We start from the raw sequence: 26,701 nt of genomic DNA on the forward strand, positions 1-26,701 counted from the left end.
AAGGGCCCGCCGGCCGGTCTCGATCCCGAGACGGCCGGCGGGCCCTTCCGCGTTGCTACTGCTACTGGGGCGGCTGCGGGTAGCCGTACCCGGCGGGCGGCTGCGCACCGGGCTGCGGCTGGCCCTGGGGGTAGCCGTAGCCGGCCGGCGGCTGGGCCTGCTGCTGCCAGTCCTGCTGCGGCGGCTGGGTGCCCGGCTGCGGCTGGGCCTGCGGGTAGCCGTAGCCCGGCGGGGGCGGCGGGGTCTGCCCCGGCTGCGGGGACCATGGCGCGCCGGGCGCGGGCTGGTTGGCCGGGTAGCCGCCCTGGCCGGGCTGGCCCGGCTGCGGGTAGGGCTGCGGCTGTGCCTGCTGCGGGTAGCCCTGCTGCTGCGGGTCCGCGTACGGCTGGGGCTGGCCCGGGTACGGCGCGGCGGCCTGCGGGGGCTGCTGCGCCTGCTGCTGCCAGCCGGACTGCTGGGCGGACTGCTGGGCGCGGATGATGTCCTCGCCGACCAGGGTGGCCAGATCGAAGTACGCCTCGCGGACCTTGGGCCGCATCATGTCGAGGTTGACCTCGGCACCGGCCGCAAGGCTCTCGTCGAACGGCACCACGACGACGCCGCGGCAGCGGGTCTGGAAGTGCGCGACGATGTCCTCGACCTTGATCATCTTGCTGGTCTCGCGGACCCCGGAGACCACCGTGATGCTGCGCTGCACCAGGTCCGCGTAGCCGTGCGCGGAGAGCCAGTCCAGCGTGGTGGAGGCCGACGAGGCGCCGTCCACGCTCGGCGTGGAGACGATGATCAGCTGGTCGGCGAGGTCCAGCACCCCGCGCATCGCGCTGTACAGCAGGCCGGTGCCGGAGTCGGTCAGGATGATCGGGTACTGGCGGCCCAGCACGTCGATCACCTGGCGGTAGTCCGAGTCGTTGAAAGTCGTCGAGACGGCCGGGTCGACGTCGTTCGCCAGGATCTCCAGGCCCGAGTGCAGGTCCTGCGAGGTGAACTGGCGGATGTCCATGTAGCTGCGCAGGTGCGGGATGGCCGTCACCAGGTCGCGGATGGTCGCGCCGGTCTGGCGCTTGACCCGGCGGCCGAGGGTGCCCGCGTCCGGGTTGGCGTCGATCGCGATCACCTTGTCCTGGCGCTCACTGGCCAGGGTCGCGCCGAGCGCGGTGGTGGTCGTGGTCTTGCCGACGCCGCCCTTGAGGCTGATCACGGCGATCCGGTAGCAGCTCAGCACCGGGGTGCGGATGACCTCCAGCTTGCGGGCCTTCTCGGCCGCGGCGGCCTTGCCGCCGAACTGGAAGCGCGGCTGCTGGCGCTGCTGCTTCGGCTGGCTGCGCAGCAGGCGGTCCGAGGAGAGCTCGACCGCGGCCGTGTAGCCGAGCGGGGCGCCGTGCGCGGTCTGCTGCGGGGTTGCGGCCTGCTGGAACGCCGCCGGAGCCTGCTGCTGGGGCTGCTGCTGCGCCTGCTGCCACGGCTGGGCCGGACCCGGCTGCTGGGCCTGCTGGGGCTGCGGCTGGACCTGTTGGGGCTGCTGCGGCTGCACCTGCTGCGGGGGCTGCTGGTAGGTGTTCGGCTGCGGCCAGCCGGCCTGCCGGGGGTCGACCGGCGGCGCCTGCGGACCGGGTGCCTGCGGGCCCGGTGCCTGCGGGCCCGGTGCCTGCTGGGCCTGGGCCCAGGCGGCCTGCGGGTCCTGCGGCGGCACGGGCTGGGCGTACGGGTGTGCCTGCTGCGGGACCTGGTGCGGCTGCACCTGCGGGACCGGCTGCTGCACGGGCTGCTGCGGGTCCGCGTACGGCTGCGGCTGCTGCTGCGGGTCCGCGTACGGCCCGGGCTGCTGGGGCGTCGTGGGGGCGGCCGGCGGCCAGGACTGCGCGGCGGCCTGCGGCTGCTCCGGCGTGGGGCTTGGGACCGGCGCGGGGCCGGGGACCGGCGCGGCCGCCTCGGCCGACGGCGCGGCGAACGGGACGTGCTGCGCCTCGACGTGGGTGGCGGGCGCGGGGGCCGCGGCCTTCTCCGGGCCCGGGACGGGGGCCGGACCGGCGACCGCCTGCGGCGGCACCGCAGGACCGTCCATCCCCGCAACGACGGGCGGCGCGGCCAGGACGGTCGGCGCAGGCTCGGGCGAGGCCACCGGAACGGGTGTGCCCACAGGGGTCGGCGCAGGCGTCGCCACCGGTGCCGCCTCCGACGCGGGTACGGGCGCAGGGGCGGGCACGGGTGCGGGAGAAGGAGCTGGCACCGGTGCGGCCGCAGCCGCCGAAGCCGTCCCCGAACCAGCCCCCGCCGCGGCGGTCCCCGCCGCCGGTGCGCCCGCCGCACCCGGTGGCCCGCCCGCCGCTCCGGCCGCAGGCCCGGGCGCCACCGGCGCGGCCGGAGCCGCGGCGGCCTCCGTCTGCACGTACCAGGACGGGGGAGAGTAGTCGGGCGCGTCGGACCAGTCGTCGTCGTCCTCCGCCGCGTTGTCGCCGACGTAGACGCCGTCCCGATCGCTGCTCACCTAGGGCTCCCTCGTGTTCGCCGCCGCTGTTCGCGGTGCCGTTGCCGCATCAAAGACTAGGCCGTGTACCAGCCCCCGTTGAAGGCGGAGTCTCATCTCGCCGGGCAACCGGCGGGCGAGCACCGGGCCGGAACCGGGGGAATCCGGGCGGACACCGGGGCGGTACCGGCACAACGGCGGGGGCGCGGCCGGAAGCACGGCCGGGGAGCACCGGGGCACCGGCGGGGGCGCGCACCGCGGTCAGTCGATCCGGCGCGGACCGCCCAGGACCTGCTGCTCGGCCTGCCCGGCGATGGCCCGGACGTACTGGCGGCGCATCCGGGTCGTCCAGAGCGTCATGTCGTCGCCGAGGGTGGGCAGCGAGGTGACGTCCTGCGGGCCGAGCGAGAGCACCCGGCCGATCAGCTCGGCCTCCTGCGGCGAGACCCGCTGCACACCGACCAGGTCGGCCGCGTTCAGCACCCGGGCCGCGTTCGGGCCCAGGTAGGGCAGCAGGGTCAGGGTGGTCTGCCAGGGTGCGGCGGAGAGCCTGCTGCGCGGCGGGCGGACGCCGAGGTCGCGCACGACCAGCACCGGCGAGTTCACCGAGGCGCCCTGCGGGCCGAGCCGGCCGACCTGGTGGATCGTCACGCACGGCTGGCCGCCGCCCGCGGCCTGCGCCATCGGGCCCCAGAGCTGTGCGCGGGCGGTCTCGACGGCGATCCGGGCGCCGGTGGCGGCCGCCCGCAGCGCGATGATCTGGGCCGTCCAGACGCCGCCGACCAGGACGAGGTCGTAGGCGCTGGGCCGGAACAGGCCGAGGACGGCGGGCTGCTGCTGCACGTCCTCGCCGATCAGCACGCCGTCGTCGCCGACCGGGAAGGAGAGCGCGCCGAGGTCCTCGACGGTCAGCACGTGCTTCTCCCGGCGCGGGCCGCGCAGCCCGAAGCCGGGCAGGATGCGCGGCCGGACCCGGGGCTGCTCGGCGCCGGGCTGCGGGCCGGGGGCCGGATAGGTCTGGTAAGCCATCAGGAAACACCTCCCAGGGGCAGGGTGGCGAGCATGCCGGGGGCCTGCTCCAGGTCGAGCCGGCTCAGGCCGAGACCGGCGCTCTGGGCCCGGGCCTCCACCTGGCGACCGACCTGGACCACCTCGCTCTCGCTGCGCCCGGTCACCCGGACGTGGCCGCTGATCGTCACCGAGCCGCCGGTGCCGTGGCCGGCGGTCAGGCTGAAGGTGCTGGCCAGCGCCGGCGAGCCGGTGACCAGGTTGACGAGGTCGGGGGCGGCGATCCGCCCGGGGGAGCCGCCGGGGCGGCTGAGCTGCGGCCACCGGGAGACCCAGTAGGTGCTGTGCCAGCGGTCGTCGATCCGCCAGAACCGGTTGCTCTCCTGGGTGCGGCGCCCGCTGCCGCCGCCGCTTCCGGTGCCCTGGCGTCCGGCCACGGCGAGCGGGTTGGCGCAGCTGGAGATGGCGAGTGCGGCGATCAGCTCCCGCTCGTCCAGCACGGTGGCGTTGAAGCCGGCGCTGTTGAGCCGCCCGGCCAGCTGGTCGGTGACCCGCTGGAGCGCCTTGCGGGCGCCCTCCTCGCCGCCGCCGCGGGCGAGGACGGCGGTGGCGGCACGCTCCGGGTCGAGCTTGAGCGCGACCCAGGTCAGCCGGAGGCCGGGGGTGGCGGTGCCGTCCGGCAGCTCGCGGTAGGCGCGGGAGGCCAGCGACTGCTCGGGCAGGTGCGGGGCGGGAGCGGGCTGGGTGTGCTGGACGACCTGGATCGACTCCAGGGTGATGTCGTCCACCTGCAGCGCCGAGCAGACCACGTCCAGCGGCAGCGGCAGCGCGGTGCGGACCGGGCGCAGCGGCTGGTCCTTGGCCTGGACGAGCAGGACCGAGGTGAGGAAGGTGCCGTCGCCGACCATGCCGGTCTCGCGGCGCATCGGGCGGCCGCCGAAGTCGGTCTCGGTGGCGTGGGTGTAGGTGCGCAGGGCGGGTTCGAGTTCCAGCGCGGGGGCGAGGGCCGGGTCGGTGCCGGCCGGCGGCACGTTGGTCCGGGCCTGCTTGCGACGGGCCTTCAGGGTCGAGCGCACCAGCAGCAGCTCGGGGATGGTCCGGCCGCGCAGCGGGATCACGGCGAGGACGACCAGCGTCAGCGCGACCGCGCCGAAGGCGCCGGCCATCGGCTTGCTGATGGTCCAGCCGACCGCCACCAGGGCCACCGCGACCTCGACCAGCACGAGTTGCTGGAGCCTCAGCCGGCCGCCGAGCAGCCCGGGCCGGGGGTGGACGCGCACCGGGACGGCGGAGCCGGGCCCGCCGGCGGGCGTGGGCAGGGGCGCGGAGGCGGAGCCCGGGTCGTGCTGTGCCCGCCGGCCGGACCGGCGCGACCCCCTGCCCTGTGCCGTGCTGCGGCGCCCTTGAGCGGTCTGGCTTGGCATCCCCCGAGTGGCCCTCTCTGATCAGTTGTCGCGGCCCGGTTGGCCGGTTCGCGAACCGTACCCGTACCGTACTCACCGTCTGCTGCCGCATCGTAGAGGGTTCGAGGTCGCTCTCGCCCGGCGGGTGCGGACTCACGGGGCAGGTCGGTCGGACAGGGGAGACGACGAGGATGGCATCACGCCGGGACGAGCTGAACGCCTACACGTTCGCCCGCAAGCGCACAGTCGGGGCTTTTCTGCTGCCCGGCGGCGGGGGCAGTGACGAGGACGCGCCGCGTCCGGTCAAGGCGATCCTGCCGAGTGTGGTGGTGGGCGCGCTGGTGGTCGGCGGGTTCGGGCTCTGGGGCGTGTTCAAGCCGAGCGCGCCGGTGGGCTGGGACGACGGCAAGAACATCATCCAGGGCAAGCAGAGCACCACCCGCTACGTGGTGCTGAAGGACCCTGACGGCAAGACCAAGCGGCTGCACCAGGTGCTCAACATGGCCTCGGCGCGGCTGGTGCTGGCGGCCGACGCCAAGGTGGTGGTGGTCGCCGACGACGTGCTCGACAAGTACCCCAACCACGGCCCGACGATCGGCATCCCGTACGCGCCGGACAAGCTGCCGACCAAGGACAACGTCAGCAGGGCGATGAAGTGGTCGGTCTGTGACCGCCCCGGCTCGGACGACAAGCAGGCGACCGTCAACCAGGCGGTGTTCGTGGCGGGCGGCGCCGACGCCAAGGCGCTGGAGGCCAAGGACCGGGTGCTCGACGTCGACCAGGCGCTGCTGGTGGAGCAGAAGGACGACCAGCAGGTGACCGTGCAGCCCGGCGCGGGCCAGCCGGCGGCCGGCCAGAGCAAGCTGAAGCTCTTCCTGATCGACGCGAAGGGCCGCAAGCACGCCATCGCCCCGAACGACCCGGACGACACCAAGACGCAGCTGATGGGTGCCATCTTCGGGACGACCGCGACCTCCCAGCCGGTCAAGAAGGAGTGGCTGGACACCCTGTCGAACGGCAGCGACATCGTCTTCCCGAAGATCGACGGGCTGGTCCCGGACGCCAAGGCCCCCAACTCCTCGGTGGCGCTGCAGAACGCGGAGGACCGCAAGGTCGGCCGGCTGGTCAAGGCCGGCGACCGGTACTACGTGGTGGGCAAGGACAAGCTGTACCTGATCACCCAGTTCCAGGCCGAGTTGATCCGTCAGAACCCGGCGCTGCAGCCGCTGTACAACCAGGACGCGAACAAGAACCCCCGGATCGACGACATCACGCCGGCGGAGCACGCCGCGCTCAAGAGCGACGCGCCGCTGATGGGGGAGGGCGGCAAGGACTGGCCCAGCAGGACCGGTGCTCCCGCCAACAACTGGCAGGCGCAGAAGGACGCGAAGATGGTCCTCTGCAGCACCTTCGACGGCGTGGCGGAGGACGGCAAGACCCCCCGTCGCAGCGTCTGGGCGGGCCCCGACTACCCGGTGAAGTCCGGTACCGGCGCGGCCGTCTCGGCCCATGTGACGCCCGGTCTGGGCCTGTTCTACCGGGCGCTGGACAGCGGCGTGGACGGCTCCGGCAGCGACTACCTGATCACCGAGACCGGTCTGCGCTACGCGGTGCCGGCCAACAGCACCGGTGGCAAGGGCGGTTCGGCGACGGCGCCGCCCGGGCAGCCGAGCCCCAGCGCCACCAAGACCCCGTCGGCCCAGCCCACCGACCCGGCCGCGCCGCCGCAGCAGGAGGAGACCGGCGGCAACCAGGCCCGGCTCGGCTACCAGGGGCTTCAGCCCGTTCCGGTGCCGCAGCAGTGGTCGAACCTGGTGCCGGCCGGCCCGGCGCTCAACTCCAAGAGCGCGGCCCAGCAGCAGAACGCGTGACCGTCCCTGCCCGGTAAAGGAATTGGTCACAGTGTCATGGTCTCGTAACTAGCAGTTGCCCGGTGTTGGGCCAGCTGCGTACGCCGACTACAGTGCTGCAGGACATCACACCGTGATGCGCGGAGTGGCCGGAAACGGCTGCCCGGACACAATGTCTGTCTCATGGGGGACGGTAGAGCATGGGTCAGTTCACGACGACCGCTCAGGAGATGCTGGCTTTCGCCAAGCACATGGACGAGGTCATCGGCAAGATTGACGGCGAGATCAAGAGCCTCAACGCGCTGGTCGACTCGGTCAAGGGCGGCTGGAAGGGCCAGGCGGCTGCCGCCTACGGCAACCTCCAGACCGAGTTCAACCAGGACGCGGCCAAGCTGAACGAGTCGCTGCGGGCCATCAAGGGCGCGATCGAGATCACGACCAAGCAGTACTCGCAGACCGACGCGGACCAGCAGACCGCGTTCAAGGCCTGATCCCTGCTTTCTGCCAGGTCAGTCATCGACGTCCCCGGCTGAGGGGCGACGTCGCCATCTCGACAAGGAGACACTGTGTCCGACGGCCAGATTATGGTGAACTTCGAGACCGTGCGAGGTGCCGGTACTCAGGTTCGCAACACCGCCAACACGATCAAGAACCAGCTCGACGAGCTCAAGAGCGGCGTCAACAAGATCGCCCAGAGCTGGCAGGGTGCTGCGCAGGAGGGCTACCGCGCCCACCAGACGCAGTGGGACCAGCGCGCCGCCCACCTGCAGGAGACGCTGGCGAAGATCGCCACCGCCCTGGACCAGGCGGCGGAGAGCTACAACAACACCGAGAACAGCAACAAGAAGCTCTGGACCTGACGGAGCCTGAGCCCTCGTCAGGGGCATGAGTGACTCCGCCGAAGGGGCGGGTGCCCGGTACCGGGCACCCGCCCCTGACGCGCAACCACGGGGTGGAAGACATGAGGGGTGGCAGGGTGTCCGTAGTCAGGTACCGGAAGGCGGCCGCGACGGCGGCGGCACTCGCGGTGCTCGGCGGCCCGCTGGCCGCCCCGGCGCACGCGGACGGCCCCGGCCTCGCCGCCGCCGGTGACTGCTCCAAGTCCGCCCAGAACGTGATGGCCGTCCCGTGGTCGCTCCAGCGCATGGTGCTCGACGAGCTCTGGCAGGGCGGCCGGACCACCGGCGCGGGCGTGACCGTCGCCGTCATCGACACCGGGGTGGACGACACCAACCCGCAGCTCGCCGACAAGGTCCTCGACGGCGGCTCGCTGCTGAAGGAGAAGGACGGGCAGAAGCCCGAGGGCGGTGGCAAGGTCGACCCGGTCGGCCACGGCACCAAGGTGGCCGGCATCGTCGCCGCCGCGGCCCGCAGCGACGTGACCGGCTTCGTCGGGCTCGCCCCGAGCGCCCGCATCCTGTCGATCCGCCAGAACGACGCGGAGGGCAGCGGGGACGTCCACACCCTGGCCGCCGCGATCGGCCAGGCGGTCCAGCAGGGCGCCAAGGTCATCAACATCTCCCAGGACGTGCGCGGAGCCGGCGACGCCGGCTTCGCCGGTTACCCCGAGCTGAAGGCCGCGATCGACGCCGCCGAGGCCAAGGACGTCGTGGTGGTCGCCTCCACCGGCAACGACGGCAAGGAGGGCGACACCTACCCGGCGGCGTTCCCCACCGTGCTCGCCGTCGGCGCCTCCGACCGCAACAACGAGCGCGCCCCCTTCTCCCAGTACGGCGACTTCGTGGACGTCGCCGCGCCCGGCGTCGACATGCTCTCCACCGTTCCCCACGGCGGCCAGTGCGTGGACAACGGCACCAGCTTCGCCGCGCCCTACGTCTCCGGCCTGGCGGCGCTGCTGGTCGGCGCCCACCCGAAGTGGAAGGCGCGGCAGGTCCGCGCGTGGATCGAGCAGACCGCGCAGCGCACCGACCGCAAGGCCAACGAGTACGTCGGCTGGGGCGTGGTCGACCCGGTCAAGGCCGTCACCAAGGCGCCCGAGGTGGCGCCGGAGGCCGCCCAGGAGGACCCGCAGGTCGAGCTGGCCGCCGCCCCGATCGTGCCGCAGCCGGTCGGCCTCGGCGAGACCCAGGCCGACCGCGACGGGCGCACCGCGACCTACGTGCTGGGCATCGGCGCCCTGCTCGTCGCGCTCCTCGTCGGCGGCGGCATCGTGCTGCGCGACCACCGCCGCCGCCCCTCGAACTGAACCGGAGACTTTTCCGGCCCGTCTGTAACATCCGGCCCTGCCCGCCGCATCCAAGAGATGTCGACGACGAGAGCAGGGGGCGCGGGGGATGGGGCGGATCGGTGCCACACGTGAGAGCAAGGACGCGGAGTTCCTGGAACTCGTGTCGAGCCGAACCGGCCACCTCTACCGCTCCGCCTGCCTGCTCACCAGCGGCGACACCCACCACGCCGAGGACCTCGTCCAGGAGGCCCTCAGCCGGATGTACGTGCTGTGGCGCCGCAGCGCGTGGACCGGCGGGCGGCACCGCATCGACAACCCCGGGGCGTACGCCCACACCGTGATGGTGCGCACCTTCCTCGCCCAGCAGCGCCGCCGCTCCAGCGGCGAGCGGCCCACCGGCGAACTGCCCGAGCCCGAGGGCCGCGAGGCGGACAGCACACTGCGGCTGACCCTGCTCGACGCGCTCGGCCGGCTGCCCGCCAAGGACCGGGCCGTGCTGGTGCTGCGCTACTGGGAGGACCGCAGCGTCGAGGAGACGGCCGAGGTGATGCGCGCCTCCTCGGGCGCGGTCCGCACCCGGACCAACCGTGCCCTCGGCCGGCTGCGAACCCTGCTCGGCGACTCGCTCGCCGAGCTCGCGGCCCACTGAGCCCGCGGCCCACTGAGCCCGCGGCCCACTGAGCCCACGGCCCGCGGACGCCGGGCGTCCGCCGCGCACCGGGTCTGCCGCGCACCGGTCCGCCGCCCGTCGGATTCCCTGCCCGCCGCGCGCGGGCACCCCGCCCATCGACCCATCCCGTGACCGAAGGAAACGGTGATCACGCATGTCCGAACAGGACAAGTTCGAAGACGATCTTCTCTACGCCATGACCCGCACGGGGGAGGGCTTCCGTGCCGAGCAGGCCCCACTGGTCACCGCCGGCCTGGCCCGCGGGCGCCGTCGCTGGCGCCGCCGTTCGGCCGCCGCCGTGGTGAGCGGCGCTGCCGCCCTGGCCCTGGTCGGGACGGGCGCGGTGTACCTCTCCGGCAGCACCGGCGGCCCCGGGAGCGGGACGGCACTCACCGCGGCCGCCTCCGGCAGCGGCGCCGCGGGCGGCTCGGGCGCCGCGCCCACCGCCCAGGCGCCGTCGGCCTCCGCCTCCAAGGCCGTGATCAGCGGCGACGAGGTGCTCGCCACCCTTCAGGCGCTGCTGCCCAAGGGCCAGGTGTCCGACGGCAAGGGGCGCGGCACCGGGGACGGCCCGGCCGCGGGCACCCTCGCCGGGGCGGACCTGGTCTTCGACGACGGCCACGGCAAGTCGCTGGTGCAGATCGGGATCCAGAAGCACCGCAAGGGCCAGTCGCAGCCGCAAACCTGCCCGACGGACCTCAAGCTCGCCCGGGTCGACTCCTGCACCGCCACCACCTTGCCGGACGGCTCCCAGCTCGTCCTCAGCCAGGGCTACGAGTACTCGGACAACCGCGCCGACACCAAGCAGTGGTACGCGACGCTGACCGGCCCGGACGGCCGGGAGATCATGCTGAGCGAGTGGAACGCGCCGCAGGAGAAGGGCGCGCCGGACAGCCGTCCGAACCCGCCGTTCACCCTGGACCAGCTGAAGGCCGTGGTCACCGACAAGTCCTGGGACCGGATCGTCGCGGCGGTCCAGTACGACGGGGTCGACTACGCGGCGCAGGCCGGCGGCCTGACCCTGGAGGACCGTCAGGCGATCCTGGCCAAGCTGCTGCCCGCCGGGGTGACGGTGACCAAGATCACCGGCAACGAGGTCTTCGCCGACGTCCAGCTGGCCCAGGGGCCGGCCACCGGATCCCTGGTCCTGCGGGTGCAGAAGCTGGTGCCGGACCAGTCGACGGAGCAGCTGTTCGACGGCTCGACCGCGCTGCCCGACGGGAGCAGGCTCAAGCTCTACGGCCCGGGGACGGCGAGCTCCAAGGGCATGCCGATGGCCGACGTCCTGCGTCCGGGCAACCTGCGCGTCCTGGTCGCCCAGGGTCCGACCGGCAAGCCGCTGCTCACCCTCGACCAGCTGACGGCGATCGCCGGCAGCCCGCTGTGGCAGGCCGCGAAGTAGGGCCTCGCACGGAGAACGACAGTGCCCCGGGCCTGGGGGAGCCCGGGGCACTGCCGTGTGGGGGAGGGGTGGGGGTCGTGACGGGCCGTTCTCAGGCCTGCTGGTCCTCGGGGAGGGTGATCACCCAGCGGGTGGCCTGCCGGGGGCGCAGGTAGAACAGCCAGTAGAGGGTGGCGACGGCGGTGATGCCGCCGGTCCAGAGCAGCGGCACCGTGTCCAGCTGCGTGATGACGTAGACCAGCACCACGATCAGGACGACCGGGATGGCCGGCCAGAGCGGCATCCGCCAGGCGGCGGCGTGCTTGTGGTGGTTGCGGCGCGAGAGCAGTGCGGCGACCGCGACCAGCAGGTACATCCCGGTGACGGCGACGCCGGTGATCTCGCTCAGCAGCTCGCCCTTGACGAAGCAGAGCGCGGCGCCGGGCAGGCCCACGGCCAGGGTGGCGACCCACGGGGAGCCGAACCGGCCCAGGGTGGAGAAGGCCTTGTTGACCGGCTCCGGCCAGGCCTTGTCGCGGGCGGAGGCGAACAGCACCCGCGAGTTCTGGATGACCATGACGATGCCGGCGTTGATGATGGCCAGCGCGACGCAGAGGCTGATGAAGGTGCCGACGGCGGAGTTGCTCCAGGCGGTGACCATGCCGGAGATGTCGCCGGAGCTCAGGGTCTCCAGGTCGGGGGCGCCCATGGTGATGGCGGCGACCGGGATCAGGATGACGGCGGCCGAGATGGCCAGCGTCCAGAGCACCGTGCGCGAGACGTTGCGGCGCGGGTTCTCCAGCTCCTCGGAGAGGTAGACCGCGGTGGAGAAGCCCTGGGTGATGAAGAGCGCGATCCCGAGCGCGCCGACGATGGCGCCGATGCTCACCGTGGTGGCGGCGCCGCCGTCACCGGCGACCACGCCGTGCAGCATGCTGGGCGCGTTGCCGTTGGCGTGGGCGAAGCCGAGCACCGAGACGACACCCGCGGCGATGACCTCCAGCACCAGGAAGATGCCGGTGATCCAGGCGTTGGCCCGCAGGTCCAGCAGGCCGGCCAGGGTGGCGGCGAGCATGACCGCGGCGCCCGCGATCGGCTTGTCGACGTGCAGCACCGGTGCGAGGTAGTCGGCCGTGCCGAGGGCGATGACCGAGGGGACGATCATCACCACGATCAGCGAGAGTACGAAGACCAGCCAGCCGGCGAGCCGTCCGGCCAGGGTGCCGACCATCGCGTACTCGCCGCCGGCGGAGGGGATCAGGGTGCCGAGCTCGGAGTAACAGAAGGCGACGGCGATGCAGAGCACCGAGCCGATGGCGATGGCCAGCGCGGTGGCGCTGCCGATGCTGGAGAACAGCTCCGGGACGATCACGAAGAGCGTGGAGGCCGGGGTGACGCAGGACAGCGTGAGCAGCGTGCCGCCCACGACGCCGATCGAGCGCTTGAGCGTCTGGGGAGAGGCGGCGCCGTCGGTGGCCGCAGCGGGGGCTACGGCGTGTGGCGGGCGAAGCGTGTCGGTCATGTGGCTTCCGATCGGCTCTGAGCGGTCCTGGAGAGGGAGCGGTATCGCCTCCGCTGGCTGGCTGCTCTGGGTCTTGGTCCTGACGCTCCCGGGCCGCCATGGAACCTTGGGCGTATTGAGCACGTCAATGCCGGAATTGCTTCGGAATCCGTTGCGAAGGAAGGCATAAACATGCGATCCAGTGATCACGAGCGGTCATTATCACGTATGTCCGACTTGTTACCTTGCCTGAAACGCACTTGAATCCAAGGTGAACCGAGCATTGTGGGCTCTCATTCAAAGGCTGCTGTCGGCCGGGAAGGTGACTCGCCAGGCGGCCTTCCGCCGCCCGGCCTCCGTCCGGTGGGGTGCGGGAACCGCAGCGGCACGCCGGAAAGATCTAGGTAACGTTTCGGCACTTGGGACGCGAAAGGGGCCGGGCTCCTGGGAACCCGACCCCTCCGATCACTTTCCGTGACCACCGCCGATGGCGGCCGCGCATACTATGCCGACGGCAGCCAGCCCGTCTGGACCATCTGCCCGCTGGTCACCCGGCGCGAGACGAACACCCCGCGGCCCGGCGGCAGCGGCTGCGGCTTGACCGTCCCCAGCAGCGCACCCTCGTCCTTGTTACCGGACAGGATCACGCCCTGGCCGCCCAGCTCGCGCATCCGCTGCATCACCGGCTCGTACAGCGACCGCCCCGCGCCACCCGCGCTGCGCGCGATGATCACGCGCAGGCCGATGTCGCGGGCGAACGGCAGGAACTCGGCGAGCGGCGCCAGCGGGTTGCCCGAACTCGTCGCGACCAGCTCGTAGTCGTCCACGATCACGAACATGTCCTTGCCGCTGTACCAGCTGCGGTTGCGCAGCTGCTCGGCGGTCACGTCCGGGCCCGGCAGACGGCGCGAACAGGCCCCGCGCAGCATCTCCACGATGCTGGTCATGGTCGGCTGCGCGGCCGCGTACTCCACCAGGTACTCCTGCGGCACCGCACCGAGCAGCGCGCGGCGGTAGTCGCCGACCACGATGCCGGCCTGGTCCGGGGTGTACCGCTCGGTGATCTGCTTGACCAGCAGCCGCAGCAGCGCCGACTTACCGGACTCGGTGTCACCGAAGACGATGAACAGCGGGTCGGTCTCGAAGTTGACGAACGCCGGCGCCAGCTCCAGCTCGTCCACGCCGAACGCGACGCCGCGCTCCGGGTACTCGAAGCCCTTCGGCAGCGCGAACCCGTCCAGCACCGTCGGCAGCATCCGGACCTGCGGGGCGCGCGGGCCCGTCCAGGCCGCGTTGACCGCCGCCACCAGACCGGCCACGCCCTGCTGCAGGTCGTCCACCGAGCGGGAGCCGTCCAGCCGGGGCAGGCCCGTCAGGAAGTGCATCCGCTCCGAGGTGATGCCGCGCCCGGGGCTGGCCGGCACGTTCTGCGCCACCCGGCGGTCCACCTCGGACTCCATCGAGTCACCGAGCTTCAGCTCGGTCCGGTTCTGCAGCAGGTCCTTGAGGGCCGGGCGGACCTCCGCGTACCGGGTCGCCGTGACGATCAGGTGGACGCCGTAACCGAGGCCGCGCTGGGCGATGTCCCCGATCACGCCCTCCAGCATCTCGAACTCCTGCTTGAAGGTGTTCCAGCCGTCGACGACCAGGAAGACGTCGCCGAACTGCTCGTCCGGCAGCTGGCCGGCCGCCCGGCGGGCCCGGTACGTCGCGATCGAGTCGATCCCGGTCTGCCGGAACAGCTCCTCGCGCCGGTTCAGCACCCCGTGCACCTCGCTGATCATCCGGCGCACCTTCTCGGCGTCCAGCCGCCCGGCCACCCCGCCGACGTGCGGCAGGTCCTGGAGCGACTGGAAACCGCCACCGCCGAAGTCCAGCAGGTAGAACTGCGCCTCCAGCGGGGTGTGGGTGAGCGCGAACGCGGCCACCGTGGTGCGGATCATCGTCGACTTGCCCGACAGCGGACCACCCACCACCAGACCGTGGCCGCCCGCACCCGAGTAGTCGTGCTCCAGCACGTCGCGCTTCTGCTCGCGCGGCCGGTCCACGATGCCGACCGGCACCTTCAGCCGGCCCAGGCCGGCGGACCCGGGCGAGGTCAGCCCGCGCTCCGCCGTCGCCTGCAGCGGCAGCATCAGCTCGTCCATGCTCGGCGGATCGTCCAGCGGCGGCAGCCACACCTGGTGCGCGGCCGGGCCCTGGCCCACCATCCGCTGCACGAACACGTCCAGCACGGTGTCGACCAGCGCGTCGTCCTGCTCCTCGACCTCCGGCTCGACCTCCTGCACCAGCGGCTCCACCACCGGCACCTCGGCCGCCGAGAACAGCACGGGCTGTGCCGTCACCAGCCGGCCGCCGGTCGACCGCTGCTGCCCGGGCGCGCGGTACGGGCCCGAGACGTACGCGGCCTTGAACCGCTCCATCACGTCGGTGCCGAACTTCAGGTAACCGACACCCGGCACCGGCGGCAGGTGGTACGCGTCCGGCACACCGATCGCCGCCCGCGACTCGGCCGCCGAGAAGGTGCGCAGACCGATCCGGTACGAGAGGTAGGTGTCCAGACCGCGCAGCTTGCCCTCCTCCAGGCGCTGCGAGGCCAGCAGCAGGTGCACACCCAGCGAACGGCCGATCCGGCCGATCTGGATGAACATGTCGATGAAGTCCGGCTTCGCGGTGAGCAGCTCGGAGAACTCGTCGATGATCAGTACCAGCGACGGCAGCGGGTCCAGCGCCGCACCCGCCGCACGGGCCCGCTCGTACTCGTTCACGTTGGCGTAGTTGCCGGCCGAACGCAGCAGCTCCTGGCGGCGCACCATCTCACCGTCGATCGCGTCGCGCATGCGGTCGACCAGGGTGAGCTCGCCCTCCAGGTTGGTGATCACCGCGGAGGTGTGCGGCATGTCCGCCATGCCGGAGAAGGTCGCACCACCCTTGAAGTCCGCCAGGACGAAGTTCAGCGTCTCCGAGGAGTGCGTCATCGCCAGGCCCAGCACCAGGGTGCGCAGCAGCTCCGACTTGCCGGAGCCGGTCGCGCCGACGCACAGGCCGTGCGGGCCCATGCCCTCCAGCGCGGCCTCCTTGATGTCCAGGTAGACGTGCTCGCCCCCGGCCCCGACCCCGATCGGCACCCGCAGCTTCTCGTGCTGCGCCCGCGTGCGCCAGCTGCGCGACACCTCGAAGGAGCCCGGGTCGCCCGAGTTCATCAGGTCGGTGAAGTCCAGGTTGGACAGCAGCGGCTCGTCGTCACCGCCGGCCGAGATCCGGTACGGCGCCAACTGCCGGGCCAGCGCCTCGGACTGCCAGGTCGAGAGGGTGTCCGGCTTGCCGGAGTAGGTCGCGCCGGACGCCGAGCGGAGCACCAGCTCGTCCGGCGTCACCGTCACGATCAGGTGGCCGGTCGGCTCGTCCAGGTCGCCCGGGACCACCTCGACGATGGTCACGCCCTGGACGCCCTCCGCGCCGGCCAGCAGCGAGTCGTGCGGCACCGAAGCGCCGTCCATGACGACGATGATGTGCGGCTGGTCCGAGGACGGCGCCGCGTCCCGCACGAACCGCTGGCGGCCCGCCAGTTCGTCCTGGAGCAGGAACTCCAGCTCACCGAGGCCGGTCGCGATCAGCCGGCGCGAACCCGCGCCGTCGCTCTCCTTGCGGTGCTGGTTGTGCGGGAGCCACTTGGTCCACTCCCACTCCTCCGCCGCACCCGGCGCCGCGGCCACCGTCACCAGCAGGTCGTCCGGCGAGTGCAGCGTCGTCAACTGGGCGATCATCGCCCGCACGTTGCCGTACACGGTGTCCGGGTCCCCGCACACCGTGATGTGGTAGAAGGCGCGCAGCGAGACCGCCAACGGCAGGTCCTGCAGGGTGCCGTGAGCCTTGAGGAAGGTGTGCATCGCCGCCGCGGCGAGCGGTTCCAGCTCCTCCATCGGCGCCGTCTGCGGCGCCACCAGCGGCGTCGACAGCTGCACCGGCCCGCGGCCGACCCGGATCTGCGCGAAGTCGGCGTCCCCGGTGCGGCGTTCCCACAACCGGCGGCCGTCCGCGACGATCGACCAGAGCTGGTCCGGCTCCGGGTTCAGGAACAGCTGCGCGCCGCGCTGGCGCTCGGCGGTCCGGCGGACCTGGCGGCGCATCTGCTGCAGGTACTTCAGGTAGTCGCGGCGCTCGTCGGCGGTGGCGGTCGAACCGCCCTTGCGCGCCCGCACGATCTGGGCCAGCGCCATGCCGACCGTCGAGACGATCATCAGACCGCCCATGATCTTCATCGGGGCCTGCGCGCCGGGCGAGAAGAAGAACACCGCCGAGCCGCCCATGCCGAGCATCGGCAGGAGGCTCATCATCCAGTCCTCGCCGCCCGACCTCGGCAGCTCCGGCGGGGTGACCAACTCGACCGGCTCGTCCGGCACCGCCGGCGGATAGGCCCGCGCGGGTCGCTTGACCGTGATCACGCTCATGCGCCCACCTCGCTGCGCCCGGCGGTCGCTTCGCGGGACGCGCACCTTCCGATGACTCTCCCCCGGCCTCCGGCCGGGGGGACCCCCATGCTCCGGTCACTCATGTGCGCACCACACCCCACGGCCTTGAACGGCTCGCTCAATCACTTCGGCATCAGCCCTCACGCAACTGGATACGTACGGGTGAGGGCGCCCCGTGTGACGCCGCCCCCGCTCCGCCGACCGCAGGCAGACCCGGGGAGGAACGCGGCCCCTGCCCCCGTCGCCTTGCGCAGGGGCCGATCCTACTGGGCGCCTGTCCGGCTGCTCAGCCCGGGCCCGCGGCACCTCCGCGACCCGCACCGGCCCCGCCCCCTCACCCCTGCGCATCGGCAGGCACGAACGGAGCGGGTAGGGTAACGCCGCGCCAACTCATGGCCGGATCGAGACAGTTCCGCCGGCCGGCGCCGCGCAGCAGCCAGACCGACCGCCGCCGGCAGAGCGGCACTGTCTACAAGGGGGAGCGCCCAGTGCGTCGAGTGATCGGTGTCAGCGAGGTAGGGGCATGAGTACCTCCGCCACGACCGGTTTCTGCCGGGTCACCGTCGTCGCCCCGGACAGCCGGATCGACGTCGCCCTGCCCGAGGACGTTCCGCTCGCGGACGTCTACCCCGAGGTGCTGCGCCTGTCCGGCCAGACCCAGCCGGACGGTGCCCCCACCGGCTTCCACCTCGTCCGCCGCGACGGCACCGTGCTCGACAGCGGGTTGCCGCTCGCCGCCCAGCAGGTCCGCGACGGCGACCTGCTGAGCCTGCGTCCCTTCGCCGAGTCGCTGCCGCCGGCCGTCTACGACGACGTGGCCGACGCCATCGCCAGCGCCGTCGAGGCCGACCGCCGGTTCTGGAGCCCCGAGCTGATGCGGGCCTTCGGCCTGATCGGCGCCGCCGTGCTGCTCACCCTGCTCGGCTTCGCGCTCTGGTTCTCCGACCTGCGCCACGACATGCACAGCCTGCCCGGCATCCTCTCCGGCGTCACCGCCGTGATGCTGACGGCCCTGGCCGGCGTCCGCGCCCGGGTCTACCAGGACGCCTGGGCCGCCCTCGCGCTCGGCCTCGGCGCACTGCCGCACGCCATGATCGGCGGCAGCGGCATCATCGCCCCCGCCCACGCCTGGGACGGCCCGGGCCGGCTCCAGTTCCTCACCGGCTGCGTCGCCGCCCTGGTCGTCGCCGTGCTGCTGGTGGGCCTGCTGCCCGAGAAGGACTCGCTGTTCGTCGCCGCCGCCTTCATGGCCGCCTCCGGCGCTCTCGCCACCTTCGCCGCCGTGCTGCTGCCCGGCACCCCGGCCGGCCACATCGCCGCCGTCACCGGCGTCGCCGCCACCGCCGTGATCGGTTTCCTGCCCGGTCTCTCGGCCCGCTTCGCCCGGCTGCCCGTCGGCTTCAGCGCCCCCGGCCAGGCCCGTACCCGCAGCCGCGACTACGACGAGGAGGCCGGCCGCGCCGAGGCCGTCCAGTACGAGCGGATCGCCCACCAGGCCCGCCGCGGCCACGAGGTGCTGGTCGGCCTGGTCGGCGGCTGCGCCGCGGTGATCGTCGGGGCCTGCGCCGTGCTCGGCTTCACCGACGAGCTCTTCCCCGAGCTGCTCGCGCTGACCCTCGGCATCGCCACCATGCTGCGCGCCCGGCTGTTCCGCTACACCGCGCAGGTCTTCAGCCTCACCATCGCGGGCCTGCTCGGCCTGTCGCTGCTGATCGTCGGCCTCTCGCTGCACACCCCGCTGTTCATCCTGAAGGCCTCCAGCACGACCCAGGTCGACCTGCGCACCATCTGGCTGGCCGCCTCGATCGCGTTCGGCGCCGCGATCCTCACCGCGATCGCCCTGGTGGTGCCGCGGCTCGGCGTCTCCCCGTTCTGGGGGCGCATCCTGGACCTGGTCGACAGCCTCACCCTGATCGCCCTCGTCCCGCTGGCGCTCGGCGTGCTCGACATCTACAGCCTGGTCCGCGGCGGCATCACCGGCTGACCGGGTCCGGCGGCCCGGCGGCAGACCGGACGGACGGCACTGGTACGCTTGCCTTTCGAGTGCACCAGTGTGTCCGCCCCACGCGGGTCGCAGACCGCCGGCCGCGCTCGCAGACGACACCGAGTTCTCACAGAGTCCTGTGCCGTAGACCAGGACCGCTCGGTATCACCCCGAAGGAGTTGCAGTGGCTCTCGCCTCTGACGTCAAGAAGCAGATCATCGCCGAGTTCGGCCAGAAGGAGGGCGACACCGGCTCCCCCGAGGTCCAGGTGGCCATGCTCTCCCGCCGCATCTCGGACCTGACCGAGCACCTGAAGGCCCACAAGCACGACCACCACTCGCGTCGTGGCCTGCTGATCCTGGTCGGCCAGCGTCGCCGCCTGCTGCAGTACCTGGCCAAGAAGGACATCGAGCGTTTCCGTACGCTCGTCGACCGCCTGGGCATCCGCCGCGGTGCCGCCGGTGGCGCCCGCTAAGACCGCCGCTCGGGGCGGCTCCCCACACCGGGGAGCCGCCCCTCGCGCGTATGCCGCGGCCGGTGACCCATGGCGTCCCGGGCACGACAACCGCGCATAACAACTCGCGCGCACCTCCCCAGGTGGCCGAGGATTGCACCGTAGGGTTGTGGGCATGCCGGGTGATGGCGCGACACCGCGCCACCCAGGCGGAAAGACCCCAACCCCCCGCGGGACGAAGGCTTCAAACGGAAGCCGCCCGCATCCGAGAGAGCGTCCAGACGCGGACCGCCCGTCCAGGCCTGGCAGCCGAGAGGCGCCGGTCCTCGGTAGTGGCCGCCGGAAGCCCCGCAGACCGAGCGGGGCCCACCGGAGGCTTCGATCGAAGACCGGCCCGGACTGCCTTCCTCTGTGAAAGAGGGCCCCGGGCCACCGGCAGGCGATGCGCGGGGACGCTCTCCCGGAGACGTACGAAAGAGGAGATCTTCCAGGTGGAAGAGAACGTGTTCTACGCCGAGGCCGTCATCGACAACGGTTCCTTCGGCACCCGTACCATCCGCTTCGAGACCGGCCGTCTGGCCCGTCAGGCCGCCGGCTCCGCCGTGGCCTACCTGGACGACGACACCATGGTGCTGTCGGCCACCAGCGCGTCCAAGCAGCCGAAGGAGCACTTCGACTTCTTCCCGCTGACCGTGGACGTCGAGGAGCGGATGTACGCCGCGGGCCGCATCCCCGGCTCGTTCTTCCGTCGCGAGGGCCGGCCCTCCGAGGACGCCATCCTCACCTGCCGCCTGATCGACCGCCCGCTGCGCCCGTCCTTCGTCAAGGGCCTGCGCAACGAGGTCCAGGTCGTCGTCACCGTGATGGCGCTCAACCCGGACCACCTGTACGACGTGGTGGCCATCAACGCCGCCTCCGCCTCCACCCAGCTGGCGGGCCTGCCGTTCTCCGGCCCGATCGGCGGCGTCCGCGTCGCGCTGATCAAGGGCCAGTGGGTGGCCTTCCCGACCCACAGCGAGCTCGAGGACGCCGTCTTCGACATGGTCGTCGCCGGCCGCGTGCTGCCGGACGGCGATGTCGCGATCATGATGGTCGAGGCCGAGGCCACCACCAAGACCATCAAGCTGGTCGCCGACGGCGCCGAGGCCCCGACCGAGGACGTCGTCGCCGCCGGTCTGGACGCCGCCAAGCCGTTCATCAAGGTGCTCTGCGCCGCCCAGGCCCAGCTGGCCGCCCAGGCCGCCAAGCCGACCGGCGAGTTCCCGGTCTTCCTGGACTACCAGGACGACGTGCTCGCCGCCCTGACCGCCGCGGTCAAGGACGAGCTGGCCCAGGCTCTCACCATCCCGGGCAAGCAGGAGCGCAACAACGAGCTGGACCGCGTCAAGGCGATCGCCGCCGAGAAGCTCCTCCCGGAGTTCGAGGGTCGCGAGAAGGAGATCAGCGCCGCGTACAACGCGCTGACCAAGAAGGTCGTGCGCGAGCGCGTCATCAAGGACAAGGTCCGCATCGACGGCCGCGGTGTCACCGACATCCGCACCCTGGCCGCCGAGGTCGAGGCCATCCCGCGCGTCCACGGCTCGGCCCTGTTCGAGCGCGGCGAGACCCAGATCCTGGGTGTCACCACGCTGAACATGCTGCGCATGGAGCAGCAGCTCGACACGCTCTCCCCGGAGACGCGTCGCCGCTACATGCACAACTACAACTTCCCGCCGTACTCGGTCGGCGAGACCGGCCGCGTGGGCTCGCCCAAGCGCCGCGAGATCGGCCACGGCGCGCTGGCGGAGCGGGCGATCCTGCCCGTGCTGCCGACCCGCGAGGAGTTCCCCTACGCGATCCGCCAGGTCTCCGAGGCGCTGAGCTCCAACGGCTCCACCTCGATGGGCTCGGTCTGCGCCTCCACCATGTCGCTGCTGAACGCCGGTGTGCCGCTGAAGGCCGCCGTCGCCGGTATCGCCATGGGCCTGATCTCGCAGGAGATCGACGGTGAGACCCACTACGTCGCGCTGACCGACATCCTGGGTGCCGAGGACGCGTACGGCGACATGGACTTCAAGGTCGCCGGTACCCGCAACTTCATCACCGCGCTGCAGCTGGACACCAAGCTCAACGGCATCCCGGCGTCGGTGCTGGCCGCCGCGCTGAAGCAGGCCAAGGACGCCCGTCTGCACATCCTCGACGTGATGAACGAGGCCATCGACGCGCCCGACGAGATGTCGCCGAACGCGCCGCGCATCATCACCATCAAGATCCCGGTGGACAAGATCGGTGAGGTCATCGGCCCCAAGGGCAAGATGATCAACCAGATCCAGGAGGACACCGGCGCGGACATCACCATCGAGGACGACGGCACCATCTACATCGGTGCGGTCGACGGTCCCTCGGCGGAGGCTGCCCGTACGACGATCAACCAGATCGCCAACCCGACCATGCCGGAGGTCGGCGAGCGCTACCTGGGCACCGTGGTGAAGACCACGACGTTCGGCGCGTTCGTCTCGCTCATGCCGGGCAAGGACGGCCTGCTGCACATCTCGCAGATCCGCAAGCTGGCCGGTGGCAAGCGCGTCGAGAACGTCGAGGACGTCCTCGGTGTCGGCGCCAAGGTCCAGGTCGAGATCGCCGAGATCGACCCGCGCGGCAAGCTCTCCCTGATCCCGGTCGTCGAGGGCGAGGAGGGTGGCGAGGCCGCTTCCGAGTGAAGCGCCGCTAGCCTCCCCATTCAGTAAACGCGGTCGCGGCCCGCACGCCCCCGTCGGCGTGCGGGCCGCATCCCGTTGTTCCCCCATGCTTTCTACGGAGGTACCCCCGTGGCCCAGGCCTCGGCGGCGACGCAGCGCCCCGGCTCCACCCGGACCCTGCTCAAGGGCGCGGACGGCGCCGGCACGGTGCGCCGCACCGTGCTCCCCGGCGGCCTGCGGGTCGTCACCGAGACCCTGCCGACGGTGCGCTCCGCCACCTTCGGCATCTGGGTCGGCGTCGGCTCGCGCGACGAGACCCCGCAGCTCAACGGGGCGACCCACTACCTGGAGCACCTGCTCTTCAAGGGCACCGAGCGGCGCAGCGCGCTGGACATCTCGGCGGCCCTGGACGCGGTCGGCGGTGAGATGAACGCCTTCACCGCGAAGGAGAACACCTGCTACTACGCCCGGGTGCTGGACACCGACCTGCCGCTGGCCATCGACGTGGTCTGCGACATGCTCACCGGCTCGCTGATCCGCCCCGAGGACGTCGAGGCCGAACGCGGCGTCATCCTCGAGGAGATGGCGATGGCCGAGGACGATCCGGGCGACGTGGTGCACGACCTCTTCGCCAAGGTGATCTTCGGCAGCGGTCCGCTCGGCCGGCCGATCCTCGGCACCCAGGAGACCGTCCAGGCCCTCACCCGGGACCAGATCGCCGGCTTCTTCCACCGGCGCTACAAGCCCGAGCACCTGGTGGTCGCGGCAGCCGGCAACCTGGACCACCGCAAGGTCGTCAAGCAGGTCGAGCAGGCCTTCGCGCCGCTGCTCGCCAAGTCGCAGGCGGCCCCGGCGGTGGCCCGCCGCGGCGTCAAGGCGCTGCGCACGGCCGGCCGGGTCGAGGTGCTCAACCGCTCCACCGAGCAGGCCCACCTGGTGCTGGGCGTGCCCGGCGTGCCCCGGCACGACGAGCGCCGCTGGGCGATGGGCGTGCTCAACGCGGCCCTCGGCGGCGGGATGAGCTCCCGGCTGTTCCAAGAGGTCCGGGAGAAGCGCGGCCTGGCCTACTCGGTGTACTCGTACTCCTCGTCGTACGCGGACAGCGGCCTGTTCGGCATCTACGCGGGCTGCCAGCCCAAGCGGGTCGAGGAGGTGCTGCGGATCTGCCGCGACGAGCTCGCCAAGGTGGTCGCCGACGGCATCACCGAGGAGGAGCTGCGGCGGGCCATCGGCCAGATCTCCGGCTCCACCGTGCTCGGCATGGAGGACACCGGCTCGCTGATGAACCGCATCGGCAAGGCCGAGCTCAGCTACGGCCACCACCTCTCGGTGGACGAGATGCTGGCGAAGATAGCGGCCGTGACCCTCGACGACGTCCACGCGGTGGCCCGTGACGTGCTGGGTGCGTACCGGCCGTCGCTCGCGCTGATCGGCCCGATCAACGACAAGCGGGCCGCCAGGCTCGCCGACCTGCTGGCCTGAAGGGACTTTCCGCTATGACGCTGCGTGTCGCCGTGATCGGCGCCAGGGGCCGGATCGGCTCCGAGGCCGTCAAGGCCGTCGAGGCCGCCCCGGACCTGGAGCTGGTCGCCACGCTCGGCCGCGAGTCGAAGCTGGAGGAGCTCACCGACGCCGGGGTTCAGGTCGTCGTCGAGCTGACCCACCCCGACTCGGTGATGCCCAACCTCGATCACTGCCTGCACCACGGCATCCACGTGGTCACCGGCACCACCGGCTGGACGGACGAGCGGCTGGCCACCGTCCGCGGCTGGCTGGACGAGGCACCCGGGCTGGGCCTGCTGATCGCGCCGAACTTCTCCATCGGCGCCGTGCTCGGCATGAAGTTCGCCCAGACCGCCGCCAAGTACTTCGAGTCGGTCGAGGTGGTCGAGCTGCACCACGACCGCAAGGCGGACGCGCCCAGCGGCACCGCCACCCGCACCGCCCAGCTGATCGCCGCCGCCCGCGCCGAGGCCGGCCGGCCGCCGCAGCAGGACCCGACCACCCACAGCCTGCCGGGCGCCCGCGGCGCCGACGTGGACGGGGTGCCGGTGCACGCCGTCCGGCTGCGCGGCCTGCTCGCCCACCAGCAGGTGATGTTCGGCGACACCGGCGAGACCCTCACCATCCGGCACGACTCGCTGCACCACAGCAGCTTCATGCCGGGCATCCTGCTCGGCGTCCGCAAGGTCGTCGAGACCCCCGGGCTCACCCTGGGCCTCGAACACTTCCTGGACCTGTGAGCCCGTCATGACGTCCCGTACCGGCTTCTTCGTCCTCTCCGGCGTGCTGCTGCTGGTCGCCCTGGTCTGCATCGGCGAGGGCGTCCAGCTGATCGCCACCGGCAAGCCGCTCGGCATCGGCATGGGCGTCTGCGCCTTCGTCATCCCGCTGATCGGCGTCTGGTTCCTGCGCCAGACCATCCGCTTCGGCCGGGCCGGCGAGCGGCTCGCCCGCGAGCTGGAGGCCGAGGGCGGTCTGCCCGTGGACGAGCTCAGGCGCACCGCCGGCGGCCGGATCGACCGGGCCTCGGCCGACGAGGTGTTCGCCCGCCGCCGGGCGGAGGCGGAGGAGTCGCCGGGCGACTGGCGGGTCTTCTTCCGCCTCGCGGTGGCGTACGCCGACGCCGGCGACACCCCGCGCGCCCGCAAGACCATGCAGCACGCGATCCGGCTGCACAGCACCACCGGCACCACCGGCACCACCAGCACCACCGAAACCGCGAGGAGTAACGCGTGACCGACGACACCACGGCCCCCCAGTTCCGCAGCGACGTCACCGTCGAGCTGGTCCGCAGCGCCGCCGCCGACTCGGACGTCATCTGGGCGGCCCGGGTCTCGACGGCGGGGGAGCAGTCCCTGGAGGCGCTCCAGCAGGACCCGGAGAAGTCCAAGGGCCTGATCAACTTCCTGATGCGGGACCGGCACGGCACGCCGTTCGAGCACAACTCGATGACCTTCTTCATCAGCGCGCCGATCTTCGTGTTCCGCGAGTTCCACCGGCACCGCAGCGGCTGGTCGTACAACGAGGAATCCGGCCGCTACCGTCAGCTGGAGCCGGTCTTCTACGTGCCCGGCGAGGACCGCAAGCTGGTCCAGGAGGGCCGCCCGGGCCGCTACGAGTTCCTCGACGGCACCCCGGAGCAGCACAAGACCGTCACCGAGGCGATGGAGGCGGCCTACCGCGAGGCGTACGGCCGCTACCAGGAGATGCTGGCGGCCGGTGTCGCCCGCGAGGTGGCCCGGGCCGTGCTGCCGGTCGGCCTCTTCTCCTCGATGTACGCGACCTGCAACGCGCGCTCGCTGATGCACTTCCTGTCGCTGCGGACCAAGAAGGAGAACGCCGCCGTGCCGTCCTTCCCGCAGCGCGAGATCGAGATGGTCGCCGAGCAGATGGAGGAGCAGTGGGCCCGGCTCATGCCGCTCACCCATGCGGCCTTCGAGAAGCACGGCCGAGTCGCCCCCTGACCTGGGGTGATAGGCATTTGGGCGGCTTGCCCGCCATGTCTGGATTGCGGCTTTTCTGGCCGCTCCCTACGCTCATGACACGGATTCCGGTGCTGCTTGAACCCCCGAGCATGCAGCACCGGAATCCCATCTTTGCGCCGCCCCGCGTGCCGCACCCGCGTGCTACACCTGTCCGAACCCTGGACCGGCCTGGGTACCGCCCCACCGCCTACGAGTAGCTTTGGACGCATGGCTCCGACCTCCACCCCCCAGACGCCTTTCGGCCGGGTCCTGACCGCGATGGTGACGCCGTTCACCGCTGACGGCGGGCTCGACCTCGAGGGCGCCCAGCGCCTCGCCGCACACCTCGTCGACTCCGGCAACGACGGCCTCGTCGTCAACGGAACCACCGGCGAATCCCCGACCACCAGCGACGCCGAGAAGGCGGAGCTCGTCCGCGCCGTGGTGGAGGCGGTGGGGGACCGCGCCCACGTGGTGGCCGGTGTCGGCACCAACGACACGCACCACAGCGCCGAGCTGGCCCGCCAGGCGGAAGCCGCCGGAGCGCACGGCCTGCTGGTCGTCACGCCGTACTACAGCAAGCCCCCGCAGGAGGGCCTGTACCGGCACACCACGCACATCGCCGACGCCACCGGCCTGCCGGTCATGCTCTACGACATCCCCGGCCGCAGCGGCGTCGCGCTGAGCCACGAGACGCTGGTCCGGCTCGGCGAGCACCCGCGGATCGTCGCCAACAAGGATGCCAAGGGCGACCTCGGCGCCGCCGCCTGGGCGATCGCCCGCTCCGGCCTGGCCTGGTACTCCGGGGACGACATCCTCAACCTGCCGCTGCTGTCCGTCGGAGCCGTCGGCGTGGTCAGCGTGGTCGGGCATGTGGTCGCCGGCGAACTGCGCAGCATGATCGACGCCTTCCAGGGCGGCGATGTGGCCAAGGCCACGGCGATCCACCAGAGCCTGCTCCCGGTCTTCAGCGGTATGTTCCGCACGCAGGGTGTCATCCTCAGCAAGGCCGCACTGGAGCTCCAGGGCCTGCCGGCCGGCCCGCTCCGGCTGCCGCTCGTCGGCGCGACTCCCGAGGAGATCGCGCAATTGAAGAAGGATCTCGCCGCAGGCGGGGTACACCTGTAACAGACACAGACGTGCGCGCCCCGGCTCGCCGGACCTCCCGAGGTCTGCCGCTG

At 72.1% G+C, this 26,701-nt stretch carries 19 protein-coding genes; 14 read left to right on the top strand and 5 right to left on the bottom strand.

Translation table 11 applies throughout. The features are described from left to right. Positions 1–61: 61 nt before the first annotated feature. The 3 genes from OG286_RS26085 to eccE form a co-directional block, all read right to left on the bottom strand. Positions 62–2,485 (bottom strand): AAA family ATPase, encoded by a 2,424-nt coding sequence (locus OG286_RS26085; protein WP_405359875.1) that lies wholly within the window; start codon positions 2,483–2,485, stop codon positions 62–64. A 240-nt stretch (positions 2,486–2,725) separates the two neighbouring features. Beyond that, positions 2,726–3,493, bottom strand: coding sequence for a hypothetical protein (locus OG286_RS26090; protein WP_396325591.1), 768 nt, complete (start codon positions 3,491–3,493; stop codon positions 2,726–2,728). Next, entirely contained in the window at positions 3,493–4,896 is a 1,404-nt protein-coding gene (eccE, locus tag OG286_RS26095; RefSeq protein WP_396325590.1) for a type VII secretion protein EccE, read from the bottom strand. The genes OG286_RS26090 and eccE overlap by 1 nt, the downstream gene beginning before the upstream one ends. A gap of 170 nt (positions 4,897–5,066) precedes the next feature. On the opposite strand from eccE, the gene eccB reads away from it, so the two are divergent. From eccB to OG286_RS26125, 6 genes are all read left to right on the top strand, one after another. Then, complete coding sequence (gene eccB, locus OG286_RS26100) at positions 5,067–6,746, top strand: type VII secretion protein EccB (RefSeq protein ID WP_396325589.1); 1,680 nt, start codon at positions 5,067–5,069, stop codon at positions 6,744–6,746. Between the two features lie 179 nt (positions 6,747–6,925). After that, positions 6,926–7,216: a WXG100 family type VII secretion target gene (locus OG286_RS26105; RefSeq protein WP_396325588.1), complete on the top strand. Its 291-nt coding sequence runs from the start codon at positions 6,926–6,928 to the stop codon at positions 7,214–7,216. Positions 7,217–7,309: 93 nt separating this feature from the next. Beyond that, positions 7,310–7,585, top strand: coding sequence for a WXG100 family type VII secretion target (locus OG286_RS26110; RefSeq protein WP_396325587.1), 276 nt, complete (start codon positions 7,310–7,312; stop codon positions 7,583–7,585). 116 nt (positions 7,586–7,701) lie between these two features. Then, positions 7,702–8,931: a type VII secretion-associated serine protease mycosin gene (mycP, locus tag OG286_RS26115; RefSeq protein ID WP_396326076.1), complete on the top strand. Its 1,230-nt coding sequence runs from the start codon at positions 7,702–7,704 to the stop codon at positions 8,929–8,931. Positions 8,932–9,019: 88 nt separating this feature from the next. Next, positions 9,020–9,562 (top strand): SigE family RNA polymerase sigma factor, encoded by a 543-nt coding sequence (locus tag OG286_RS26120; RefSeq protein WP_396326075.1) that lies wholly within the window; start codon positions 9,020–9,022, stop codon positions 9,560–9,562. A gap of 175 nt (positions 9,563–9,737) precedes the next feature. Next, positions 9,738–10,985: a hypothetical protein gene (locus tag OG286_RS26125; RefSeq protein WP_405359871.1), complete on the top strand. Its 1,248-nt coding sequence runs from the start codon at positions 9,738–9,740 to the stop codon at positions 10,983–10,985. A gap of 91 nt (positions 10,986–11,076) precedes the next feature. On the opposite strand, the gene OG286_RS26130 is transcribed toward OG286_RS26125, so the two are convergent. Together OG286_RS26130 and eccCa are read right to left on the bottom strand one after the other, a co-directional pair. Continuing rightward, complete coding sequence (locus tag OG286_RS26130) at positions 11,077–12,486, bottom strand: APC family permease (protein WP_396326073.1); 1,410 nt, start codon at positions 12,484–12,486, stop codon at positions 11,077–11,079. A gap of 482 nt (positions 12,487–12,968) precedes the next feature. Continuing rightward, positions 12,969–16,916: a type VII secretion protein EccCa gene (eccCa, locus tag OG286_RS26135; protein WP_396326072.1), complete on the bottom strand. Its 3,948-nt coding sequence runs from the start codon at positions 16,914–16,916 to the stop codon at positions 12,969–12,971. 544 nt (positions 16,917–17,460) lie between these two features. Here eccCa and eccD point away from each other — a divergent pair. From eccD to dapA, 8 genes are all read left to right on the top strand, one after another. Next, complete coding sequence (gene eccD, locus OG286_RS26140) at positions 17,461–18,921, top strand: type VII secretion integral membrane protein EccD (RefSeq protein ID WP_405359868.1); 1,461 nt, start codon at positions 17,461–17,463, stop codon at positions 18,919–18,921. Between the two features lie 184 nt (positions 18,922–19,105). Continuing rightward, on the top strand, positions 19,106–19,396 hold the full coding sequence (rpsO, locus tag OG286_RS26145; protein WP_148645116.1) for a 30S ribosomal protein S15: 291 nt from the start codon (positions 19,106–19,108) through the stop codon (positions 19,394–19,396). A 470-nt stretch (positions 19,397–19,866) separates the two neighbouring features. Further along, positions 19,867–22,074: a polyribonucleotide nucleotidyltransferase gene (locus OG286_RS26150; protein WP_396326069.1), complete on the top strand. Its 2,208-nt coding sequence runs from the start codon at positions 19,867–19,869 to the stop codon at positions 22,072–22,074. Positions 22,075–22,182: 108 nt separating this feature from the next. Continuing rightward, the gene (locus OG286_RS26155; RefSeq protein WP_396326068.1) at positions 22,183–23,535 is read left to right on the top strand and encodes a M16 family metallopeptidase; all 1,353 of its coding nucleotides are present in this window, start codon (positions 22,183–22,185) and stop codon (positions 23,533–23,535) included. Between the two features lie 14 nt (positions 23,536–23,549). Then, positions 23,550–24,296: a 4-hydroxy-tetrahydrodipicolinate reductase gene (gene dapB, locus OG286_RS26160; RefSeq protein WP_396326067.1), complete on the top strand. Its 747-nt coding sequence runs from the start codon at positions 23,550–23,552 to the stop codon at positions 24,294–24,296. 7 nt (positions 24,297–24,303) lie between these two features. Next, positions 24,304–24,792 (top strand): hypothetical protein, encoded by a 489-nt coding sequence (locus OG286_RS26165; RefSeq protein WP_396326066.1) that lies wholly within the window; start codon positions 24,304–24,306, stop codon positions 24,790–24,792. Continuing rightward, positions 24,789–25,520, top strand: coding sequence for an FAD-dependent thymidylate synthase (gene thyX, locus OG286_RS26170; protein ID WP_396326065.1), 732 nt, complete (start codon positions 24,789–24,791; stop codon positions 25,518–25,520). The genes OG286_RS26165 and thyX overlap by 4 nt, the downstream gene beginning before the upstream one ends. Positions 25,521–25,748: 228 nt before the next feature. Continuing rightward, positions 25,749–26,648, top strand: a complete 900-nt coding sequence (gene dapA, locus OG286_RS26175) for a 4-hydroxy-tetrahydrodipicolinate synthase (protein WP_396326064.1) — start codon at positions 25,749–25,751, stop codon at positions 26,646–26,648. Positions 26,649–26,701 lie beyond the last annotated feature (53 nt).

It is taken from the genome of Kitasatospora sp. NBC_00039 (assembly GCF_045160625.1).
In the GTDB taxonomy this organism is placed as follows: domain Bacteria; phylum Actinomycetota; class Actinomycetes; order Streptomycetales; family Streptomycetaceae; genus Kitasatospora.